The organism is Mycobacterium parascrofulaceum ATCC BAA-614 (genome assembly GCF_000164135.1).
Classification (GTDB): domain Bacteria; phylum Actinomycetota; class Actinomycetes; order Mycobacteriales; family Mycobacteriaceae; genus Mycobacterium; species Mycobacterium parascrofulaceum.
In genome coordinates this window covers 184,673-204,047 of the sequence record NZ_GG770560.1, presented here as the reverse complement: position 1 = coordinate 204,047, position 19,375 = coordinate 184,673, and the positions used below count along the sequence as shown (strand labels likewise).

Sequence of the window (19,375 nt, the reverse complement as noted above, 5' to 3'; positions counted from 1 at the left end):
TGAGGGGCCCTGACCTGATACCCGCCCGAGTCCGCGACAAAACCGCGGTGGGATTTCAGCGGTTACCCGAAAAACGGCTTCATCCGCGGGGATAACCCCGCCGAACCGTGCGATCCAGAATTCCCAGCGTCGCCCGCAGTGCGCCCTCGGACAGAATGGGGAAGATTCCGGCCTCCCGCCACTTCGGGTCGATGTTCGACCAGTCGTAGAAGGAGGTGACCACCGTCGCCGACCCGTCTTCGGTGGGCTCGAGCCGATAGCCGTACACGTGGCCGATCGGCGGCTGTATCTTGCCGAGAACCGTCCACGCGATCAGGCGATCCCGTTCGAATTCCGTGATGTCCACGGTGACGTCGTATTTACCGAATTCCGGAAAGTCGTTCAGCGCTTCCCGGTCCATGTGCACGACGAATTGGTCACCGACGCCGCCCACCGGGTCGCCTTCGGCGCTTTGCAGCATCCCGGACGAGTCGATAGCCACGTGGCCCTGCGGGTCGCACAGCACGGCGAAGACGTCCGGCGCCGCCGCCGCGATGGTGCGCTGGACTTCGATGCGTTCGGTCATGGTTCCTCGCAGCCGCCGTAGGTACGACACGATCCTCGTTTACTGTACGACCGTTGCGGCGCGTTGGGTTTCGCGATTGTCGCGCTGGCTCGTCGCGCGCCCGCGCGGGGTCGGGTTCATCAGCCGGCCGTGCGCGATCACGGAGCCGTGTTGCTTGAGACGCTGGGTGCGGACGTTGACCTCGTAGGTGAGCACCTCCTCGATGGCGCCGAGCTGATGGGACAGGTAGGCGTACAGGTCGCGGACGTCACGGCAGATGACCACCGCCATCAGGTTCTTCCTGCCGCTGACGGCGGCGGCGAAGGCGACTTGATCGTGCGCCGCGATCCGTTCCCCGACGCGGTGGGTGTGCCGGGGTGCCACCGTGAGCCAGAGCATGGCGCTGAGGTGGTAGCCCAGTCGCTCGGGAAGGACGTCGACGTCGTAGAGCAACGCCCCGGCCGCTTCGAGCGCCGCCAGGCGCCTGCGGACGCGCGCCACCGACCAGCCGGTCCGTTCGGCCAGCCGGGACTGCGGGGTGCGGCCGTCCTCGGCCAGCGCGTCGAGCATGGGCCGGTCCTCGAGGGTCGGCCGGCACGGCGGGCCGGCGGCCGGGCGGTCGGCGGCGGCAAGGATCCGTTCGGCCTGTTCGCCGCTGAGGGTATGGCCGTAGCCGGTCCACGGCGCGCTGGGGGGCTCCCCGAAGGTGTGCAGCACCGCATCGATGTCGACGTCGATGACCGAACCCGTTCGCGGAAGCCGCTTCAGCAACACGTCGTCGCGGCTGTCGCCGAGCGGCGCCCGGATGGTGCACACCAGGTCGGTCCAACCCGACAGAACGTTGGCGTGGGAGACATCCGGGTTTCGAATCAGCGCGTCGGCCAGTTGCGGTATGCGGTCGGGCTTGGCGTGGATCCGGCAGACCCACTGCGCCCAGTCGGCGTCACCGTCGACCCATGGGTTCTCCAACCCGACGACGCGGACGACTCCGTTCCGGCGCAGCCTGTGGTAGCGGCGGGCCACCGTCTGCTCGGTCGTTCCGACGACCTCGGCCATCCGGCGAAACGACACCCTGGGCGATATCTGCAACGCATGCAGAATCTGTCCGTCCAGCGCATCGATCATGAGCAATAGTAGGCAAATTTCGGTCATAGATGAGTACTTGTCAACACTTTGGGCAGTGCGGTGGTGGTTCCCTCACCGCCGCTGTCAGCCTTGCACCATGAAGCTCACGCGCAACGTCGTCCTGGTCACCGGCGGAGGCAGCGGCATCGGCCGCGGCCTGGCCGAATCCCTGCACCGCCTGGGCAACCGGGTGATCATCGCCGGTCGGCGCCGCGAGGTACTGCACGCCGTCGCGGCCGCCAACCCCGGCATGGCCTGCCTGCACCTGGATCAAAGCGACCCGAGCAGCATCACCCGGCTGGTCGCCGAGGTGACCGATCGCCATCCCGGGTTGAACGTCGTGATCAACAACGCGGGCATCATGCGCACCGAGAACCTGCTGACCGGCGACACCGCCGCGGCGGAGGCGATCGTGGCGGTCAACCTGCTCGGGCCCATCCGGCTCACCGCGTCGCTGCTGCCCGCCCTGCTCACCCAACGCGACGCCGCGATCATCAACGTCACCTCCGCCCTGGCGTTCGTGCCCAAGGCGGTCGCGCCGACGTATTGCGCGACCAAGGCGGCGCTGCACTCCTACACCGAGGCTCTGCGCCACCAGCTGCGCGACACGGCGGTTCGGGTGATCGAGATCGTCCCGCCACGGGTGGAGACGGAAATGCGGCGCGGCCCCGGAAACGTCCCCCATGTCCTGACGCCGGACGCCTTTGTCGCCGAAGTCATTTCGTTGCTGCGGTCCAGCCCGGACGCCGACGAGCTGGTGGTCGATGCCGCCCGGCGTGTGCGGTTCGCCGCGCGCGACGGCTGCTACGACGCGACCTTCGATGCCGTCAACGACACGGCCCCGACAACGAAGTAGACAACGAAATGCCGGAGGACGTCATGCAACTCGTCATCGGATTGCCCAGCCACATCTCCCACGCGCCCGGGTCATCGACGGTGCAGTGGGCCCGCCGGGCGGAGCAACGGGGATTCGCCGGCCTGGCCACCATCGACCGGCTCGTCTACGAAAGCCTCGATTCGGTCGTCGCGCTGTCCGCGGCGGCGGGCGCAACGAGTCAAATCGGTTTGGTCACAAACGTTCTGCTCGCTCCGCTGTACCCGGCCGCGCTGCTTGCCAAGCAGCTCGCCTCCGTCGCATGCATCGCGGGTGGCCGGTTGACCGTGGGGTTGGGCGTGGGCAACCGGACCGACGACTACGCGGCGGTCGGGGTGGACTTCGGCCGGCGCGGACGCGTTCTGGACGAGACGGCGGGATTGTTGCGTCAGGCGTGGCGCGCCGCGCCGGTCGCCGGCGACAAGGCGCTGTGCCCGGCCCCGGTGCGCGTCCCGATCCTGTTCGGGGGTCGGTCGGAGGCGACCATGCGCCGGGTCGTGACGATGGGTGACGGCTGGTCGGCCGGCGCCCTGCGCGACTACGAGAATCAGGCGTCATTCGCCGACCGGGCGTGCGCGGCGTGGCGGGCGGCGGGCCGGTCAGGGCAACCGCGGCTGCACGCCAGCGTGAACTTCGCGTTCGGTGGCGAGGACACCGTCCGGCGCGGCCGGGAGCACCTGCGGCGCTACTACGGATTCAAACCGGACTACGCGGCCCTCAACGTCGCCGACATGCTGACCACGCCGCGGGACGCGGCGGCCACCGTGCGCGCCTACCGCGACCTGGGCTTCGACGGGCTCGTCTTCCATCCCTGCGTGGAAACGATCGATCAGGTCGATCGCCTCGCCGATGCGGTGCTCTGAACCGGGGCGCGACTGCGCCGCGCCGCCCCGCCCGCACGCTTGACTGTGGATCGAACTAATGTTCGAATAGGTCATGCGCTGGGCGGACCAGGCCGTCGCGGTCAACGGGGCGCCCGTCGAGGACGGGGCGCTGCCGGGGCTGCAGCGCATCGGCCTCGTCCGCAGCGTGCGGGCGCCGCAGTTCGAAGGCATCACGTTCCACGAGGTGCTGTGCAAGTCCGCGCTCAACAAGGTGCCCGGCGCCTCGGCGTTGCCCTTCCGGTACACGGTCAACGGCTACCGCGGCTGCTCGCACGCGTGCCGCTACTGCTTCGCCCGGCCGACGCACGAATACCTGGACTTCAACTGCGGCAACGACTTCGACAGCCAGGTCATCGTCAAGACCAACGTCGCCGAGGTGCTGCGCCGCGAATTGCGGCGGCCGTCGTGGCGGCGCGAGACCGTCGCGCTGGGCACCAACACCGACCCCTACCAGCGGGCCGAGGGGCGCTACGCGCTGATGCCCGGCATCATTGCGGCCCTCGCCGAATCCGGCACGCCGCTGTCGATCCTGACCAAGGGCACCCTGCTGCGGCGCGACCTGCCGCTGATCGCCGATGCGGCGCAACGGGTTCCGCTGTCGGTCGCGGTGTCACTTGCGGTCGGCGATCCGGACCTGCACCGCGACGTTGAGCCGGGCACGCCCACGCCGCAGGCGCGGCTGGGCCTGATCGCCGCGATCCGCGACGCCGGCCTGGACTGTCATGTGATGGTGGCGCCGGTGCTGCCGCACCTCACCGACTCGACAGAACACCTCGACCGGCTGCTCGGCCAGATCGCGGCGGCCGGCGCCACCGGCGCCACGGTCTTCGGCCTGCACCTGCGCGGCTCGACCCGCGGCTGGTTCATGTCCTGGCTGGGGCGCTCGCACCCCGAGTTGGTGGCCCCCTACCGCGAGCTGTACCGGCGCGGGGCGTACCTGCCGCCCGGCTACCGCGAGACGTTGCGTGCAAGGGCGGCGCCGCTGATCGCGAAATACCGGCTGGGTGGCGAGCAACGCTCGTTCCGCCAGCCCGTCGCGCCCCGGGCCGAGCCGGAATGCGTTCAGGCGACGCTGTTTTGAGCTAGGCCGGCCTGTCCCGGCGCGGCTTGGTCAACGTGAACCGGTCCACCACGGTCACCGCGCCGAACGGGCCGCTCAGCGCGTAGTGCGTGGCCGCGATCGAGGTGTTGCCACCGGGTTGACCCGGGTCCACGTCGAACGCCGCGAAGCCGTACGGATTGTCCCGGTCACGGAAGGCGGACCACGGGGCGTCCTCCAGGACGTAGATCGGCGCCTTGCGCCCGAGGCCGGGGTCGAACGCGCCGACGCCGGTCAGCACGCGGCAGCGCGGCTCGGCGAAGAAGAAGCCGTTGCTGGGGGCGGAGGTGCCGCCGCCGCCGATGACCACGTGCACCGTGCCCTTGGTGGAGTCGATGACGTCACCGCGGGTGTCGACGGGTATCGGCGTGCGGGTGTCGGTCTGCTGCGTGCCGCGCACCGGGTGGGACCGCTCGTAATGGTGTTCGTGGCCGCACACCACCAGGTCGACCTGGTACTGGTCGAACAGCGGCAGCCATTCCTCGCGGATGCCCAGGTCGGCGCCGTTGGCGGGCCGATCGGCGGTGGAGATCGCCGTCTGGTGCATGCACACGACGATCCAGTCGATGTCGCGATCGCGTCGCGCGGCGGCCAGTTCCGTTGTCAGCCAGCGCCTCTGCTCGCCGCCCGAGTAGCCGTGCACGTAGAAGTTGCCGCCGTCCTGAAACGCCACGTCGTCGTTGTTCAGGCTGATCACCCGCACCGAACCGGCGGTGAACGAGTACCACAGGCCGCGGGTCTCGGGGGCCGATCCCGAGTCGGGCACCGTGAAATACGTCTGGTACGCGCCGTAGCCGATGGGCCCGTTGCCCCACTCGTTCTCGTGGTTGCCCGCCGCGGGCATCCAGGGCCGGTAGCGCGCCGATCGGGTGTTGTTCTCGAACCAGGCCGACCACGTGCGGATCCGGTCCTGGGCGAGGTTGGCATAGCACAGGTCTCCGTTGACCAGGTTGAACAGCGGCGCCATCCGCTCGACCGCCAGGGTGGTGTCGGCGGAGGCCGGCGACCCGATGTTGTCGGTGCCGTAGCTGCCGTCGGGCATCCTCTCCAGAGTCGGCGTGGACTGGTCGCCGAAGCTGGTGAAGCGGAACGGTTTTCGCCCCGACGGACCGGTCCGGATGGTGCCCATCTCCGGCTCCGCGCCGTCGTGCACCGCGGCGTACACGTAGTCGGTGTCCGGGGTCAGGCCGGTCAGGCGGGCGTGGTTCACGCGGACCTCGGTGTCGGACTTGGCGTCGCGGTAGGTGCGCGTCTCGGCCGCGACCGTGCGCCCGAGCCCCGACGCCGGCGTGCCGACCAGCACGCGTGGGTTTTGGACGGCCTCGACGGTGTGCCAGGAGACGACGACCTCGGTGCCGGCATGCCGGCCGAATTGCAGGTGCAGCCCGGTCACCGGCGGCGCGCCGTTGCGGCTCGGCTGATACCAGAACGCGGGCGCGCCGGGGTGGGACCACAGCAGCGCGGCCCCGCCGCCCACGCCCGCCCCGAGCGCGGCCGAGACCGCGCCGGTCGTCAGCAGCCTGCGGCGGCTGAAGCCGGGGACGGGGTCACCGTCGCGGGGCGGTGCGGGCTCGTCGACCACACCTGTTTCATACCCGAGCGCGGTGAACGCCGCCGGAACGGCCGCCGGTCAGTGCCGGTGCGGCTCGAGCAGTCCGGCCTGGCCGGTGGCCGGCGGGCGGGCCGCCAGCCATTCGCGGGTGGCCGCATGCGAGCGCTCGATGAGCGTCGCCGCCTGGGAGAAGTCGGTCCCGGAGGTGGCGACCGGGCACAGCGGGCGGATGACGCGCAGGTCGACGGCCCGCTCGAAGCGCTCGACATCGACGGCCAGCCGATGGTTCACGGCGAGGGTCATGGCGTGCAACGCCATGTTGACCGCCGTCTTCGGCGCGGCGGGAAGTGCGCACGAATAGCCGGTGGGCAGCACCCAGACCCGGTCCGCGCCCAACGCGACGGCGTGCGACACCGGTGTGTTGTTCACCACGCCGCCGTCCATCAGGTCGCGCCCGCCGACCCGCACCGGCGGGAACACGCCGGGGATGGCGGCGCTGGCCGCGATCGCGTCGACGCCGTTCCCCGACGACAGCAGGACGTCGCCCCCGGAGACCACGTCGGTGGCCACCACGTGCAGCGGGATCGGCGCCTCCTCGAGCCGGGCGAATTCGAGCCTGTCGGCCAGCAGCCGCCGTAATCCGGTGTTGGGGACCAGGTGCGAGCGCCGGCCCAGCACGCCCATCGCCCCGGCGAGCGGGCGGGCGGGGAAGATCTCCCTGCGCGACAGCGAGGTCCACAGGTCGGCCAACCCGCGGATCCCCGCGCGGTCGGGCCGCGAGGCGATCCATCCGCCGTTGACCGCGCCGACGGACGTCCCGACGATCAGGTCGGGGCGTTCGCCCTCGTCGGCCAGGGCGAGCAGCATTCCGACGTGGATCGCGCCGAGGCTGGCCCCGCCGGACAACACGAAGGCCGTGGGCACAGATGCATCGTAGGGACCTTTTTCACGCGTGGCGCCGTAACGAATTAGGTAGCGTTTTCGATATGACGAACGTGCGAATAGTGACCACGGGGGTCGCGGTGGCGACGTTTGCGGCAGCCGCAGCGGTGGCCGTCACGCCCGCGACTTCATCTGCGGACCCGGCCGGCCACCAGGTGACCTACACCATCACCGCCACCGGCAACCTCACCGGCAACGTCCGCTACATGAACTCCGACCCGCCCAGCCAGGCGGCCTTCAACGCCAACTCGTCGCAGTACTTGAACAGCGTGCAGACGGCGTTCGCCGCGGGGCAGCCGCTCGTGTACAACACGACGTTGAACGACCCGAATCAGTGGGCGTTCGTGAACGCGAGCGGCGGCTGCCACTGGCCGGACTGCGATTCGTCGAACACCCCGCAGATCCAGTGCCAGATCGCCGTCGACGGCCAGGTCGTAGTGACGCAGAGCGCCACCACCGGCGTGACCTGCTCGACGCGCCCCTGGTGATCCGGTAGAGCCGCTCGGCGGCGCACGCCGACGCGAGGTAGTGCGTTCCCGCGTGATGCCCGACATGCGGGGCAACGCTCGGGACACCCACCCGGCGCGCGCACGACGGTGTCTCGTCAGCGCAGTGTGCGGCCGCCCGGTTCGTGGGCGACGACCAGGACCTCGGCCGGCCGGGCGCCGACGGACCGGATCGTGTGGGCGACCGACGCGTCGAAATAGGCGCTGTCGCCGGCGCCGAGCGTGATCGTCTGGTCGCCGTACCCGAGCTCGACGCTGCCGGCGTGCACGAACAGGAACTCCTGGCCGCCGTGCTCAGGGTGAGGGTCGTCGGCGGGGCCCTCGGTCGGCCGAACCACGAACGGCGACATGGACTTTCCCAGCAATGACGACGCCAGCACCCGGTAGCGCTGACCGTCGGCTCCCGCGGGCGCCCGGTCGACCGCGATCTTCTCCCGCGCCTCTTCGTCGGAGAACAGCTGGCCGACGTCGACGTCGAGCGCCTTGGCCACCTTCAGGGCCACCGCGATCGACGGGGTGCTCTGCCGGCGTTCGATTTTGGACAGGTAGCTCTTGGTCAGCCCGGTCCGCTCGGCCAGCGCCTCGAGGGTCAGGCCGCGCTGCGTGCGGACCGCGCGCAGTAGTGCTGTCACCGGCCTCCCGTCACGCACGGTGCATGACACAGGGTCATGACACAAAGTGTCCTATTCTGTTACATTGTGTCATATGGGCGGCACGTTCACCGATTCCAAAGCCGAATTGATGCGGCGCGCCGCCGGGCAGCTGGCGGCCTCCCAGGCCGACGAAGCCGCCGCCCACCCGCTGACCACCCGCCAGAAGCTGGCGCTGACCTGTCGCGCCCTGTTCGACGCCGGGCACGACTCGGGGCTGGCGGGGCAGATCACCGCCCGGGCCGAGGCCGACGGGACCTACTACACCCAGCGGCTGGGCCTCGGGTTCGACGAGATCACCGACGCCAACCTGCTGCTGGTGGACGAGGATCTCAACGTCCTCGACGGTGCCGGAATGCCCAACCCCGCCAACCGCTTTCACAGCTGGATCTATCGCGCCCGCCCGGACGTGCAATGCATCGTGCACACCCACCCGTTCCACGTGGCGGCCCTGTCGATGCTCGAAGTCCCGCTGGTCGTCTCCCACATGGACACCACGCCGCTCTACGACGACTGCGCGTTCCTCCCCGAATGGCCCGGCGTGCCGGTCGGCAACGAGGAGGGGGAGATCATCACCGCCGCCCTCGGCGACAAGAAGGCGGTGCTGCTCGCGCATCACGGCCAGGTGGTGGCCGGCGCCAGCGTCGAGGAGGCGTGCTCGTTGGCGGTCCTCATCGAGCGCGCCGCCAAGCTGCAGCTGGCCGCCATGGCCGCCGGCGCCGTCAAGGAACTCCCCGAACAGCTGGCTCGCGAGGCCCACGACTGGACGCTCTCACCGCAGCGCAGCCGCGCCAACTTCGCCTACTACGCCCGCCGGGCCCTGGCCCGGCACCCGGATGCGCTCACCAGTTAAGGCCCCGTTCAACACGATTCGAGGAGTCCGCCCGTGCCCGACATCCACGGCATCATCGCCTACCCGGTGACTCCGTTTTCGGACGCCGCGGGCGCTCCGAACGGAGTGGCCACCGAGCGGCTGGCCGCGCTGGTCGGCCGGCTGGTCTCCTCCGGCGTGCATGCGATCGCGCCGCTGGGCAGCACCGGCGAACTGGCCTACCTGGACGAACCCGAGTTCGACGCCGTGGTCGACACCACCATCGCGACGGTCGACGGCCGGGTCCCGGTGATCGTCGGCGTCTCAGACGTCACCACCGCCAAGACCGTTCGGCGCGCGCAGTACGCGCAGCGGGCCGGCGCCGACGCGGTGATGATCCTGCCGGTGTCCTACTGGAAGCTGTCCGAGCGCGAGATCGTCGCGCACTACCGCAGCGTCAGCGACGCCATCTCGATCCCGATCATGGCCTACAACAACCCGGCCACCAGCGGCGTCGACATGCCCCCCGAACTGCTGGTCCGCATGTTCGACACCATCGAGAACGTCACCATGGTCAAGGAGTCCACCGGCGACCTGACCCGCATGCACCGCATCGACGAGCTGTCCGGCGGCCGGCTGCCCTTCTACAACGGCAGCAACCCGCTGGTGCTCGACGCCCTCAAGGCCGGCGCCTCCGGCTGGTGCACCGCCGCGCCGAATCTGCGGCCGCAGCCCTGCATCGACCTCTACGACGCGGTCCGCGCGGGTGACCTCGACAGGGCGCAGGCCCTGTACGACGACCTCAAGCCGCTGCTGCAGTTCATCGTCGCCGGGGGCCTGGCCACCACGGTCAAGGCCGGCCTGGAACTGCTCGACTTCCCGGTCGGGGACCCCCGCGCGCCGCTGCTGCCGCTCGACGAGGAGGGCCGTGCGCGGCTGAAGGACCTGCTGGCCCGCTAACCCAGATTGGGGGCGTCGAAGGTGTCGCACTTCTTCGGGTCGCCCGTCTGGTACCCGACGGTGAACCAGTGTTGCCGTTGCTCCGACGACCCGTGCGTCCACGACTCCGGGTTGACCCGCCCGGTCGCTTCCTTCTGGATGCGGTCGTCGCCCACCGACGCCGCGGCCGAGAGGGCGTCCTGGATGTCCTGGTCGCTCAGCGGCTGCAGGTAGGGCACACCCGTGCTTTCCTGCTTGACCGTCGAGGCGTAGTGCGCCCAGATGCCGGCATAGCAGTCCGCCTGTAGCTCCGTGCGCACGCCGTTGCCGCCGGCGCCCTTCGCCCCCTGCTGGGAACGGCCCAGGACGCCCTGCAATTGCTGCACGTGGTGGCCGTATTCGTGCGCGACCACATACTCCTGGGCGAACGGCCCGCCGCTGGAGCCGAACTTGTCGACCAGCTCCCGGAAGAAGTCGGTGTCGAAGTACGCGGTCTGGTCGACGGGGCAGTAGAACGGCCCGACCGCGGTGGTCGCCGGCCCGCAGCCGGTGTCGACCGAGCCCGTGAACAGCCGCACGTGCGGGCGGGTGTATCCCCGCATCAGCTGTTTCCACACGGCGTCCACGGAGTTGCCGGTGGCGACCACGCGGCACTGCACGTACTTGTTGGCGTCGGCCCCGGTCTTGCACTGGCTCAGGTCGAACCCGGGCGCCGAGTAGCCGCCGGTGTTCGAGCCCTGCTGGTTCAGCACGCGCCCCGGGTCCACGCCCAGTAACAGCGCCCCGACCAGGATGAGCAGGCCCAGGCCGCCGCCCCCGATCGCCATCCCCATGCCCCCACCCGACGAGGACGCGGTGCTGGTGTCGATCTGCATTCCCTCGTTGAAGCTCATGGCACGCTCCTAGTGTTGCTCGGTCGTGGAGTAGCGGGCGTCGGTGTAGCTGCGCAGGTTGCGCAGGAATCGGCGAAGCCCCAGGTTCAGCAGCGGCCCCACCACGTACATCGCCAGCCGGGCGGGGCCCGCGGGCTGCTGCGCCATGGTCCAGGTCAGCCGGCAACCGCCCGGGATCACCTCGACCCGGTAGTCTTCGGCGAACGCGGCCACCGCCTGCGTCGAGCAGTCGTTGAACCGAAAAGCCATGTGGCTGAAGGGCTCCCAGGCCAGAAATTCTTCGTTACCGACGATCCCGCCGCGCATCTCGACCACGCGGGTGGTGCCCACGCCGCGTGGCTCCGGGCTGGTCCAGGTCACCTTGGTGATCACGCTCGCCCAGCGCGGCCACGCCTGGGCGTCGGCGAGCACCTCGAACAGCTGCTCCGGCGTGATGGCGAGGTCGACGCTGTTGCGGAACACGAAAGGCGCGCTGTCGATGAAGCTCAGGTCGACGTGCTCGCAGGGGAACATTGGATCAATCTAACCGGGGCCGTCGCTGGCCGCGGCCAGTAACGGCACCACCACGTCGCTGACCGGCGTCGGCAGGCCGTGAGCGCGCGCCTTGCGGATGATCACCCCGTTGCGGATGTCCCACTCCATCCGCCGGTGATTCTCCCGGTCGGCCAGGATCGAGGTGCCCATGTCCTCGGGAACGTGGCGGAACATGTCTCCCAGCTCGTCGACGATGGCGTCGGGGAGCCTGGCGCCCTCGGCCCGCGCGACCGCCAGGCACTCGGCGACGTAGCGGCGCGACAGGTCGGCGACGTCGTCCCGGCGGAACATGCCGGACCGCCGCCCGGCGAGCGCCATGAACCCGGCCAGCGCGTTGGTGAGCAGCTTGCGCCAGGCGGCAGTGACGAAGTCGGGGTCGCAGTCCACCCGGCATCCGGCGCCGCGCAGCAGCTCGGCGATCGTCTCCGCCGACGGCCCGCTGGGCAGCACCAGTGCGGGGTCGGTGCGCAGCCGCACCCACCCCTCGGGCTGGGTCTCCGCGGAGTACCACACGATCCCGGGGAGCACGGGCGACGACGGGCAGTGCGGCTGCACCTGCTCGACCTGCTCCACGCCGTTCTGCAGCACGACGACGATCGTGTGCGCGGCGCAGAGGCGGGCCAGCCAGCCGGCCGCCGCCTCGTTCTGGGTGGCCTTGACCGCCAGCACCACCACGTCGGCGGGGCCGGTGATCTGGTCGGGGTCGGTGCGCACCGGGCCGGGCACCACGATCGGATCCGCGCCGTCGGGCCGCAGTTCGATGCGCTCGCGGGGGGTGTGGCCGCACACCAGCACCGGATGCCCGGCCTTGTGCAGCAGCGCGGCGACCGTGGTGCCGACGGCGCCCGGGCCGACGAGTGCGATCCTGGCTGGGGGGTTGGTGGCAATAGGTCCGAAGGTACCTCCTCTAGACTGGTCACTCGTCCCAAGCCTGCTGAAGAGGAGTTTTTGTGCTGCGCAGCCACGCCGCCGGTTCGCTGAGACGCAGCGACGCCGGGCAGCAGGTGACGTTGGCGGGCTGGGTGGCTCGCCGCCGCGACCACGGCGGCGTCATCTTCATCGACCTGCGGGACGCCTCGGGCGTCGCACAGGTGGTGTTCCGCGAGTCTGACGTGCTGGCCCAGGCCCACCGGCTGCGCGCCGAGTTCTGCGTCGCGGTCACCGGCGTGGTCGAGGTCCGCCCGGAGGGCAACGCCAACCCCGAGATCGCCACCGGCGACATCGAGGTCAACGCCGCGGAGCTCACCGTGCTCGGCGAGAGCGCGCCGCTGCCGTTCCAGCTGGACGAGCCCGCCGGCGAGGAGTTGCGGCTCAAGTACCGCTACCTCGACCTGCGCCGCGACGGGCCGGCCGCGGCGCTTCGCCTGCGCTCCGATGTCAACGCCGCGGCCCGCGCGGTGCTGGCCCGGCACGACTTCGTCGAGATCGAGACGCCGACGATCACCCGCTCGACGCCGGAAGGCGCGCGCGACTTCCTGGTGCCGGCCCGGCTGCATCCCGGCTCGTTCTACGCGTTGCCGCAGAGCCCGCAGCTGTTCAAGCAGTTGCTGATGGTGGCCGGGATGGAGCGCTACTACCAGATCGCCCGCTGCTATCGCGACGAGGATTTCCGCGCCGACCGCCAGCCCGAGTTCACCCAGCTCGACATGGAGATGAGCTTCGTCGACGCCGAGGACATCATCGCGATCTCCGAGGAGATCCTGACCGCGCTGTGGGCGTTGATCGGCTACCGGCTGCCCACGCCGATCCCGCGCATCACCTACGCCGACGCGATGCGCCGGTTCGGCTCGGACAAGCCGGACATGCGGTTCGGGCTGGAACTCGTCGAGTGCACGGAGTTCTTCAAAGACACCACCTTTCGCGTCTTCCAGGCCCCCTACGTCGGGGCCGTGGTGATGCCCGGCGGGGCGTCGCAGCCGCGGCGCACGCTGGACGGCTGGCAGGAGTGGGCCAAGCAGCGGGGCCACCGGGGGCTGGCCTACGTGCTGGTCGCCGACGACGGCACGCTCGGCGGCCCGGTGGCCAAGAACCTCAGCGACGCCGAACGGGACGGGCTGGCCGCGCACGTCGGGGCCCAGCCGGGGGACTGCATCTTCTTCTCGGCCGGCCCGCCGAAGTCCTCGCGGGCCCTGCTGGGCGCCGCCCGCGGGGAGATCGCCGCTCGGCTGGACATGATCGACCCGGACGCGTGGGCGTTCGTCTGGGTGGTGGACCCGCCGCTGTTCGAGCCCGCCGACGAGGCGACGGCCGCCGGTGACGTGGCCGTCGGGTCGGGCGCGTGGACCGCGGTGCATCACGCCTTCACCTCGCCCAAGCCGGAGTTCGAGGACGTGGTCGACACCGATCCGGGCCGCGTGCTGGCCGACGCCTACGACATCGTCTGCAACGGCAACGAGATCGGTGGCGGCTCGATCCGTATCCACCGCCGCGACATCCAGGAGCGGGTGTTCGCCGTGATGGGTCTGGACCGGGCCGAGGCGGAGGAGAAGTTCGGATTCCTGTTGGAGGCCTTCACCTTTGGCGCGCCGCCCCACGGGGGGATCGCGTTCGGCTGGGACCGGATCAACGCGCTGCTGTCCCGGGTGGACTCGATCCGCGAGGTGATCGCCTTCCCCAAGACCGGCGGCGGCGTCGACCCGCTCACCGACGCGCCCGCCCCGATCACCGCGCAGCAGCGCAAGGAGTCCGGCATAGACGCCAAGCCGGATCGATGACCGGCACGTCGCGCATTCGTGGCGAGTGGGTCGCCGGCGCCGCCAGAAACTAGTTGTCGACTCGTGCTCGTACCGTTAATCATCTTTGCCGAGCAGTGACTCAAGATTCACGCCCGATTTGTAGCGTTGATGTCATGAACAGGTTGTCAGCCGCAACTGAGCCTTTCGCGACCGAGCCCTTCACCGCATTGGCATGCGCCGGGCCTGCCGACGGGACAATCGCGGCCCGTGCGCTCGCGCCGGTCGGCAGGGGCGCGGCATATGCGGATGCGGGGTTCTTTTGGGGCCAGCCCCACGAATCGGAGACGGGCCCCCGTACCGCAGCGTCGGCCGTCGCGGCCCTGGCAGAGGCATTCGCGGCCCGGGTCAAAGCTGCTCTGTTCGAATTCAAGCCCGGCTGGCGGGTTGGCGAGGAGGAAGTCGCGCGAGCGGCGATCGTGGTGATCTTCTTCGCCCTCATGACGATCATTTCGCTGGCCGCAGGGGCGATCTTGACGATGGGTTAGGCGAGGGTTAGGAGAAGGGTTAGGAGAGCCCGGAATAGATGCCGAGCGGGAGAAGGTTTGACCGGCTATGACCGACACGCCCGACACCCAGACGATCAACGCGTTCAACAAGACGATCATCGACGAGTTCCGGACCAACGGCGGCAAGGTGGGCGGCCAGTTCGCCAACGCCGACTTGCTGTTGCTCAGCACGACCGGCGCCAAGTCGGGGCAGCAGCGGGTCTCGCCGCTGGCCTACTTCCGCATCGACGGCAAGCTGATCATCATCGGCTCGTTCGCCGGCTCGCCGGTCAGCCCGGCGTGGGTGCACAATCTGCGCGCCAACCCGCAGGCCAGAGTTGAGATCGGCGCCCCCCGGGGAGTGCAGGAGTTCGCCGTCACGGCGCGCGAACTGCCGTCCGACGAGCGGGACGCGCTCTTCGGCAAGGTGACCGCCGCGGCGCCCGGGTTCGCCGAGTACCAGTCCAAGACCAGTCGGGTGATTCCGCTGTTCGAGTTGCAGCCGGCCTGACTCCGTGAACGCCGCGCGTGCGGGCAGCAAGCGGCTGCGCGTGGTGTGGTTCAACCTGGTGCAGACCGCGACGGCCGCGGGCCTGTCGTGGTACCTCGCCCACGACGTACTCGCTCACCCACAGCCGTTCTTCGCGCCGATCGCCGCCGCGGTCTCGCTCTCGACCAGCAACGTGCTGCGCGCGCAACGCGCCGTCCAGATGATGGTCGGGGTGACCCTGGGGATCGGGCTCGGCTCCGCGGTGCAGGCGTTGCTGGGCCCGGGGGCGGTCCCCATCGCGATTGCCGCGTTGGTCGCGCTGGGCGCCGCGGTGTTCATCGGGGGCGGGTTCATCGGGCACGGCATGATGTTCGCGAACCAGACCGTGGTGTCGGCGATTCTGGTGCTCGCCCTCTACCGCAGCGGGGTCGGCCTGGAGCGCATCTTCGACGCGCTGATCGGCGGCGCGGTGGCCATCGTCTTCGCGGTCCTGTTGTTCCCCGCCGACCCGATGACGGTGCTGCGCACCGCGCGCGTCGGCGTGCTGGGCGTGCTGCACGATGTCCTGGCGCGCGCCGCGGACGTCGCCGCCGGACGCACGGCGCCGCCGCCCGACTGGCCGTTGACGGCCGTCGACCGGGTGCACGAACAACTCAGCGGACTGCTCGAGGCGCGCACCACCGCCCGCCACGTCGTCGCCATCGCCCCGCGACGGTGGGGCCTGCGGGACACGCTCGAGGCCGCCGACCACCAGGCCGTGCACGTGGCCCTGCTGGCCGGTTCGGTGCTGCAACTTGCCCGGGCCGTCGCGCCCAATGTCCCCGCCAACGGGGTCGGCGGCGGTGAGGGGTTTGCCCAGCCCGTGCACACGGTTTTGGTGGTGCTGGCGGCCGCGACCGCCCTCGCGGACCGCGATCCCGCCGGCGCGTGCGCGTACACCGCGTCCGCGCGCCGGCACGCGTCGGAACTGCAGTCGGGCGTGCACGGCAAAGCGCAGTCGACCCTCGCCGACGCCGTCAGCGCCTGCGTCGACGACCTGCAACGGGTCATCGACCTCCGGCACGTCTGAGGGGGGTCAGCGGGAGTCGGCCAAAAACTCCTGGACCAGCTTCCGCGGCGCCTGCGTCAACCAGGCCTCGGTGATCAGCTCCTCGAGCCCGCGAACCGAGATCGCGCCCAGTCTGACCAGCACAACCGGGTAGCCGTCGAAATGCGGGGTGGTGAAGTAGATGTCCGGCTCGTCGGCGATCAACCCGAACTTGACCCCCTCGTCGGACACCCGCACGCCGAGGATGTCGCCCTCCGGCGATCCCATCCCGTCGCGGTCCAGGGCCTCGCGCTCGGACGGGCGCAGCGGCCGCTCCCAGGCCAGCAGCTTCTTGCCGACCCGCCAATCATGCGGCGACGGTTCCGAGGTGAGTGCCAGCTCACGAACGATGCGGGCGACGTCGTACCACGTGGCCACACTCCGATTGTGCTCCCGCTTCGGCGCGCGTGCCGTCGTATCGGCAAACGGTTCGCGTCGCGGACGGCGCGCAACGGCCCGGTGTGTGATGTGATCAGCCTTGTGTCTGAAGCTGACGCCGGGATCGCCCGCCGCCATCGAGTCACCCACCGCACTGAGTACCGGTACTCCGACGTCGTGACCAGCTCCTACGGCCGCGGGTTCCTCACCCCGCGCGATTCGCTGCGGCAGCGTTGCGTGGTACACCGGCTGACCATCGATCCGGCGCCCGCCGACGTCTCCACCAGCGGCGACGTGTACGGCAACATCAGCTCCTACTTCCACGTCACCGAGCCGCACCACACCCTGACGGTCACCAGCGACTCCATCGTCGACGTGTATCCGCCGGCGCCCGGGCTCTACACCAGCGGCCCGGCGGTGCAGCCGTGGGAGGCCGCGCGCCCGTCCGGCGGCGACGGAGCGCTCGCCGCCGAGTTCACCCTGGACCTCGATCCGCCCGAGATCACCGACGAGGTCCGCGAGTACGCGGCGCCCAGCTTCGCGCCGGGGCGCCCGCTGGTCGATGTCCTGCGCGACCTCGCGTCGCGCATTTTCGCCGACTTCGCGTACCGCTCGGGCTCGACGACGATTTCCACCGGGGTAAATGAGGTTCTGGCGGCCCGGGAAGGGGTATGTCAGGACTTTGCGAGGCTGGCAATCGCCTGCCTGCGCGCCAACGGTCTTGCGGCCAGCTACGTGTCCGGCTACCTGGCCACTGACCCGCCACCGGGGAAGGATCGAATGATCGGTATTGACGCCACCCACGCCTGGGCGGCGGTGTGGACACCGCAGGAGCCCGGCCAGTTCGAATGGCTGGGGCTGGATCCCACCAACGACCAGCTGGTCGACGAGCGCTACATCATCGTGGGACGGGGCCGCGACTACGCGGACGTGCCGCCGCTGCGGGGGATCATCTACACCGACTCCGAACACAGCGTGATCGACGTCGCCGTCGACGTGGTGCCGTTCGAGGGGGACGTGCTGCATGCGTGACTTCAACTGCCCCAACTGCGGCCAGCGCCTGACGTTCGAGAACTCCACGTGCCTCAATTGCGGTAGCGCGCTGGGGTTTTCGCTGGACCAGATGGCTCTGCTGGTGATCGCCGAGGAGAACGCGGGTGAACACGCCGGTTTCGTCGACGCCGCCGAGTATCAGCTGTGCGCCAATCTTCTGTTGGCCGAATGCAATTGGCTGGTGCCGGTGAACAACCCGCGGCTGCTGTGCGCGTCCTGCGCGCTGACCACGGTGCGCCCCAACGACGCCGACCCGGCCGGGCTGGCCGAGTTCGCCCGGGCCGAGGCGGCCAAGCGGCGGCTGATCGCCGAGCTGCACGAGCTGAAGCTGCCGATCATCGGCCGCGACGAGGACCCCGAGCAGGGGCTGGCCTTTCACCTGCTGTCCAGCGCGCACGAGCAGGTGCTGACCGGCCACGACAACGGCGTCATCACCTTGGACCTGGCCGAGGGCGACGACGTGCACCGGGAACAGTTGCGGGTGGAGATGGAGGAGCCCTACCGCACCCTGCTGGGGCACTTCCGGCACGAGATCGGGCACTACTACTTCTACCGGCTGATCGCGCCGTCCGGCGAGTACCTGGCGCGCTTCAACGAACTGTTCGGCGACCCCGACGCCGACTACCAGGCGGCGCTCGACCGGCATTACAGCGAGGGGCCGCCCGAGGACTGGCAGGAACACTTCGTGTCGTCGTATGCGACCATGCATCCCGCCGAGGACTGGGCCGAGACGTTCGCCCACTACCTGCACATCCGCGACACCCTGGACACCTCGGCGTGGTGCGGCTTTGCGCCGGCGTCGGCGACCTTCGACCGGCCGGCGTTGGGGCCCAGCGCTTTCCAGACCATCATCGACATGTGGCTGCCGCTGTCGTGGTCGCTGAACATGGTGAACCGGTCGATGGGCCACGACGACCTGTACCCATTCGTGCTGCCGGTCGCGGTGCTGGAGAAGATGAGGTTCATCCACACCGTGATCGACGAGGTGACGTCGGAGTCGCGGGGGCCGGCCGCCATCGCGGGCTAGCCGGGGGATTGGCGGCCCCACAAACGGGCACACTGCAACGGTGTGCTTTTCGGCGACGGCGGACCTGGTCGCGGGCACGGCGTTGATTCCGGTCGCGGTGGCGACCCTGCGCGAGGTCAGGCATTGGCGCGAACTGCCGTTCGCCTTACTGCCGACGGTGTTCGCGGTCCACCAGTTCCTCGAGGCGGCGGTGTGGCCCAACGGCGTTGTCTCCGCCGGAATGGCGCAACTGGCCGCGCGGGCATACGTCTTCATCGCGCTGCCGTTGCTTCCCCTGCTCGTCCCGTGGGGGATCCTCATGCTCGAGCCGCGCGGCGCCCGGCTGCGGGTGACGCCCTTCGCGGTGCTGGGCACCGTCGTGTCGGCCTACCTGGCCGTCGCGGTCCTCACCGAACCCGTTGGGGTGAAGACGCACCGACACGCGCTGGAATACCAGACCGGCGTTCACAACGGCTACCTGTGGGCGGTGCTCTACGTCATCGCCGTCATCGGCCCGGCGGTGATGTCGGGCTATCGCTCCATCGTGGTGTTCGGTGTGGCGAACCTGGTGGGGCTGGTCGCGGTCGCCCTGCTCTACGTGCAGGCGTTCGCTTCGCTGTGGTGCGTCTACGCCGCGATGCTGTCGATCCTCGTGTTGGTGCACATGGTGCGCCGTCGGCGTCTTCCCGATCCGCACCGCCTGCGCGGTGTCGCCGGGGATCGCGCGACGTCGAACGTGTGACTGACTGTGTGACTGACCGCCCTTCGCGGGACGGCGCCTAATTTTC

Annotated in this window: 22 protein-coding genes; 13 read left to right on the top strand and 9 right to left on the bottom strand. The window is 69.9% G+C overall.

Going from position 1 to position 19,375, the window contains the following annotated elements:
• Nucleotides 1-79 precede the first annotated feature (79 nt).
• Together HMPREF0591_RS27210 and HMPREF0591_RS27205 are read right to left on the bottom strand one after the other, a co-directional pair.
• A complete protein-coding gene (locus tag HMPREF0591_RS27210) occupies nucleotides 80-565 on the bottom strand; it encodes an SRPBCC family protein (protein ID WP_007171994.1) in 486 nt (161 codons plus the stop codon).
• 39 nt (nucleotides 566-604) lie between these two features.
• Nucleotides 605-1,696 (bottom strand): Lrp/AsnC family transcriptional regulator, encoded by a 1,092-nt coding sequence (locus HMPREF0591_RS27205; RefSeq protein ID WP_007171993.1) that lies wholly within the window; start codon nucleotides 1,694-1,696, stop codon nucleotides 605-607.
• Between the two features lie 70 nt (nucleotides 1,697-1,766).
• Between HMPREF0591_RS27205 and HMPREF0591_RS27200 the strand changes: the two genes are divergently transcribed.
• From HMPREF0591_RS27200 to HMPREF0591_RS27190, 3 genes are all read left to right on the top strand, one after another.
• Nucleotides 1,767-2,525: an SDR family oxidoreductase gene (locus HMPREF0591_RS27200; protein WP_007171992.1), complete on the top strand. Its 759-nt coding sequence runs from the start codon at nucleotides 1,767-1,769 to the stop codon at nucleotides 2,523-2,525.
• 23 nt (nucleotides 2,526-2,548) lie between these two features.
• Nucleotides 2,549-3,406: an LLM class flavin-dependent oxidoreductase gene (locus tag HMPREF0591_RS27195; protein WP_007171991.1), complete on the top strand. Its 858-nt coding sequence runs from the start codon at nucleotides 2,549-2,551 to the stop codon at nucleotides 3,404-3,406.
• Nucleotides 3,407-3,479: 73 nt separating this feature from the next.
• Nucleotides 3,480-4,508, top strand: coding sequence for an Rv2578c family radical SAM protein (locus HMPREF0591_RS27190; protein WP_007171990.1), 1,029 nt, complete (start codon nucleotides 3,480-3,482; stop codon nucleotides 4,506-4,508).
• 1 nt (nucleotide 4,509) lies between these two features.
• On the opposite strand, the gene HMPREF0591_RS27185 is transcribed toward HMPREF0591_RS27190, so the two are convergent.
• Both HMPREF0591_RS27185 and HMPREF0591_RS27180 read right to left on the bottom strand, forming a co-directional pair.
• Nucleotides 4,510-6,108: a purple acid phosphatase family protein gene (locus tag HMPREF0591_RS27185; RefSeq protein ID WP_007171989.1), complete on the bottom strand. Its 1,599-nt coding sequence runs from the start codon at nucleotides 6,106-6,108 to the stop codon at nucleotides 4,510-4,512.
• Nucleotides 6,109-6,156: 48 nt separating this feature from the next.
• Complete coding sequence (locus tag HMPREF0591_RS27180) at nucleotides 6,157-7,002, bottom strand: patatin-like phospholipase family protein (RefSeq protein ID WP_007171988.1); 846 nt, start codon at nucleotides 7,000-7,002, stop codon at nucleotides 6,157-6,159.
• Nucleotides 7,003-7,064: 62 nt separating this feature from the next.
• Here HMPREF0591_RS27180 and HMPREF0591_RS27175 point away from each other — a divergent pair, with 62 nt between their 5' ends.
• Nucleotides 7,065-7,508 carry a hypothetical protein gene (locus HMPREF0591_RS27175; RefSeq protein WP_007171987.1) on the top strand — a complete coding sequence of 148 codons (444 nt, stop codon included), beginning with the start codon at nucleotides 7,065-7,067 and terminating at the stop codon, nucleotides 7,506-7,508.
• A gap of 116 nt (nucleotides 7,509-7,624) precedes the next feature.
• Here HMPREF0591_RS27175 and HMPREF0591_RS27170 read toward each other — a convergent pair whose 3' ends face one another.
• On the bottom strand, nucleotides 7,625-8,158 hold the full coding sequence (locus HMPREF0591_RS27170) for a helix-turn-helix domain-containing protein (RefSeq protein ID WP_007171986.1): 534 nt from the start codon (nucleotides 8,156-8,158) through the stop codon (nucleotides 7,625-7,627).
• Between the two features lie 73 nt (nucleotides 8,159-8,231).
• Here HMPREF0591_RS27170 and HMPREF0591_RS27165 point away from each other — a divergent pair, with 73 nt between their 5' ends.
• A complete protein-coding gene (locus tag HMPREF0591_RS27165; protein ID WP_007171985.1) occupies nucleotides 8,232-9,029 on the top strand; it encodes an aldolase in 798 nt (265 codons plus the stop codon).
• A gap of 33 nt (nucleotides 9,030-9,062) precedes the next feature.
• Entirely contained in the window at nucleotides 9,063-9,947 is an 885-nt protein-coding gene (locus tag HMPREF0591_RS27160) for a dihydrodipicolinate synthase family protein (protein ID WP_007171984.1), read from the top strand.
• On the opposite strand, the gene ypfJ is transcribed toward HMPREF0591_RS27160, so the two are convergent.
• From ypfJ to HMPREF0591_RS27145, 3 genes are read right to left on the bottom strand one after another with little or no spacing between them, the layout of a single operon-like run.
• Nucleotides 9,944-10,819 (bottom strand): KPN_02809 family neutral zinc metallopeptidase, encoded by an 876-nt coding sequence (gene ypfJ, locus HMPREF0591_RS27155; protein WP_007171983.1) that lies wholly within the window; start codon nucleotides 10,817-10,819, stop codon nucleotides 9,944-9,946. The two genes, HMPREF0591_RS27160 and ypfJ, sit on opposite strands and share 4 nt — an antisense overlap.
• Nucleotides 10,820-10,828: 9 nt before the next feature.
• Entirely contained in the window at nucleotides 10,829-11,332 is a 504-nt protein-coding gene (locus tag HMPREF0591_RS27150) for an SRPBCC family protein (protein ID WP_007171982.1), read from the bottom strand.
• Nucleotides 11,333-11,341: 9 nt separating this feature from the next.
• Nucleotides 11,342-12,241 carry an oxidoreductase gene (locus tag HMPREF0591_RS27145; RefSeq protein ID WP_208857813.1) on the bottom strand — a complete coding sequence of 300 codons (900 nt, stop codon included), beginning with the start codon at nucleotides 12,239-12,241 and terminating at the stop codon, nucleotides 11,342-11,344.
• Between the two features lie 62 nt (nucleotides 12,242-12,303).
• On the opposite strand from HMPREF0591_RS27145, the gene aspS reads away from it, so the two are divergent.
• The 4 genes from aspS (at nucleotide 12,304) to HMPREF0591_RS27125 (ending at nucleotide 16,132) form a co-directional block, all read left to right on the top strand.
• Complete coding sequence (gene aspS, locus HMPREF0591_RS27140; protein WP_007171980.1) at nucleotides 12,304-14,067, top strand: aspartate--tRNA ligase; 1,764 nt, start codon at nucleotides 12,304-12,306, stop codon at nucleotides 14,065-14,067.
• Between the two features lie 134 nt (nucleotides 14,068-14,201).
• Nucleotides 14,202-14,573, top strand: a complete 372-nt coding sequence (locus HMPREF0591_RS27135) for a hypothetical protein (protein WP_007171979.1) — start codon at nucleotides 14,202-14,204, stop codon at nucleotides 14,571-14,573.
• A gap of 67 nt (nucleotides 14,574-14,640) precedes the next feature.
• Nucleotides 14,641-15,084: a nitroreductase family deazaflavin-dependent oxidoreductase gene (locus HMPREF0591_RS27130; protein ID WP_007171978.1), complete on the top strand. Its 444-nt coding sequence runs from the start codon at nucleotides 14,641-14,643 to the stop codon at nucleotides 15,082-15,084.
• A 4-nt stretch (nucleotides 15,085-15,088) separates the two neighbouring features.
• The gene (locus tag HMPREF0591_RS27125; protein ID WP_007171977.1) at nucleotides 15,089-16,132 is read left to right on the top strand and encodes an FUSC family protein; all 1,044 of its coding nucleotides are present in this window, start codon (nucleotides 15,089-15,091) and stop codon (nucleotides 16,130-16,132) included.
• Nucleotides 16,133-16,138: 6 nt separating this feature from the next.
• Here HMPREF0591_RS27125 and HMPREF0591_RS27120 read toward each other — a convergent pair whose 3' ends face one another.
• The gene (locus tag HMPREF0591_RS27120; protein ID WP_007171976.1) at nucleotides 16,139-16,528 is read right to left on the bottom strand and encodes an MmcQ/YjbR family DNA-binding protein; all 390 of its coding nucleotides are present in this window, start codon (nucleotides 16,526-16,528) and stop codon (nucleotides 16,139-16,141) included.
• 90 nt (nucleotides 16,529-16,618) lie between these two features.
• Here HMPREF0591_RS27120 and HMPREF0591_RS27115 point away from each other — a divergent pair, with 90 nt between their 5' ends.
• Genes HMPREF0591_RS27115 through HMPREF0591_RS27105 form a run of 3 tightly spaced genes read left to right on the top strand, consistent with a single transcriptional unit; the run spans nucleotide 16,619 to nucleotide 19,329 of the window.
• The gene (locus HMPREF0591_RS27115; protein ID WP_170826109.1) at nucleotides 16,619-17,560 is read left to right on the top strand and encodes a transglutaminase family protein; all 942 of its coding nucleotides are present in this window, start codon (nucleotides 16,619-16,621) and stop codon (nucleotides 17,558-17,560) included.
• Nucleotides 17,553-18,608 (top strand): zinc-binding metallopeptidase family protein, encoded by a 1,056-nt coding sequence (locus HMPREF0591_RS27110; RefSeq protein ID WP_007171974.1) that lies wholly within the window; start codon nucleotides 17,553-17,555, stop codon nucleotides 18,606-18,608. The genes HMPREF0591_RS27115 and HMPREF0591_RS27110 overlap by 8 nt, the downstream gene beginning before the upstream one ends.
• A 40-nt stretch (nucleotides 18,609-18,648) precedes the next feature.
• The gene (locus HMPREF0591_RS27105) at nucleotides 18,649-19,329 is read left to right on the top strand and encodes a DUF6629 family protein (RefSeq protein ID WP_007171973.1); all 681 of its coding nucleotides are present in this window, start codon (nucleotides 18,649-18,651) and stop codon (nucleotides 19,327-19,329) included.
• Nucleotides 19,330-19,375 lie beyond the last annotated feature (46 nt).

Bases quoted from the DNA above. Each gene is read 5' to 3' on its own strand.
- HMPREF0591_RS27195 (WP_007171991.1), top strand. From the start codon at position 2,549: ATGCAACTCGTCATCGGATTGCCCAGCCACATCTCCCACGCGCCCGGG.
- HMPREF0591_RS27150 (WP_007171982.1), bottom strand. From the start codon at position 11,332: ATGTTCCCCTGCGAGCACGTCGACCTGAGCTTCATCGACAGCGCGCCT.
- HMPREF0591_RS27205 (WP_007171993.1), bottom strand. From the start codon at position 1,696: ATGACCGAAATTTGCCTACTATTGCTCATGATCGATGCGCTGGACGGA.
- HMPREF0591_RS27130 (WP_007171978.1), top strand. From the start codon at position 14,641: ATGACCGACACGCCCGACACCCAGACGATCAACGCGTTCAACAAGACG.
- HMPREF0591_RS27175 (WP_007171987.1), top strand. From the start codon at position 7,065: ATGACGAACGTGCGAATAGTGACCACGGGGGTCGCGGTGGCGACGTTT.
- HMPREF0591_RS27190 (WP_007171990.1), top strand. From the start codon at position 3,480: ATGCGCTGGGCGGACCAGGCCGTCGCGGTCAACGGGGCGCCCGTCGAG.
- HMPREF0591_RS27210 (WP_007171994.1), bottom strand. From the start codon at position 565: ATGACCGAACGCATCGAAGTCCAGCGCACCATCGCGGCGGCGGCGCCG.
- HMPREF0591_RS27135 (WP_007171979.1), top strand. From the start codon at position 14,202: ATGAACAGGTTGTCAGCCGCAACTGAGCCTTTCGCGACCGAGCCCTTC.
- ypfJ (WP_007171983.1), bottom strand. From the start codon at position 10,819: ATGAGCTTCAACGAGGGAATGCAGATCGACACCAGCACCGCGTCCTCG.
- HMPREF0591_RS27200 (WP_007171992.1), top strand. From the start codon at position 1,767: ATGAAGCTCACGCGCAACGTCGTCCTGGTCACCGGCGGAGGCAGCGGC.
- HMPREF0591_RS27165 (WP_007171985.1), top strand. From the start codon at position 8,232: ATGGGCGGCACGTTCACCGATTCCAAAGCCGAATTGATGCGGCGCGCC.
- HMPREF0591_RS27110 (WP_007171974.1), top strand. From the start codon at position 17,553: ATGCGTGACTTCAACTGCCCCAACTGCGGCCAGCGCCTGACGTTCGAG.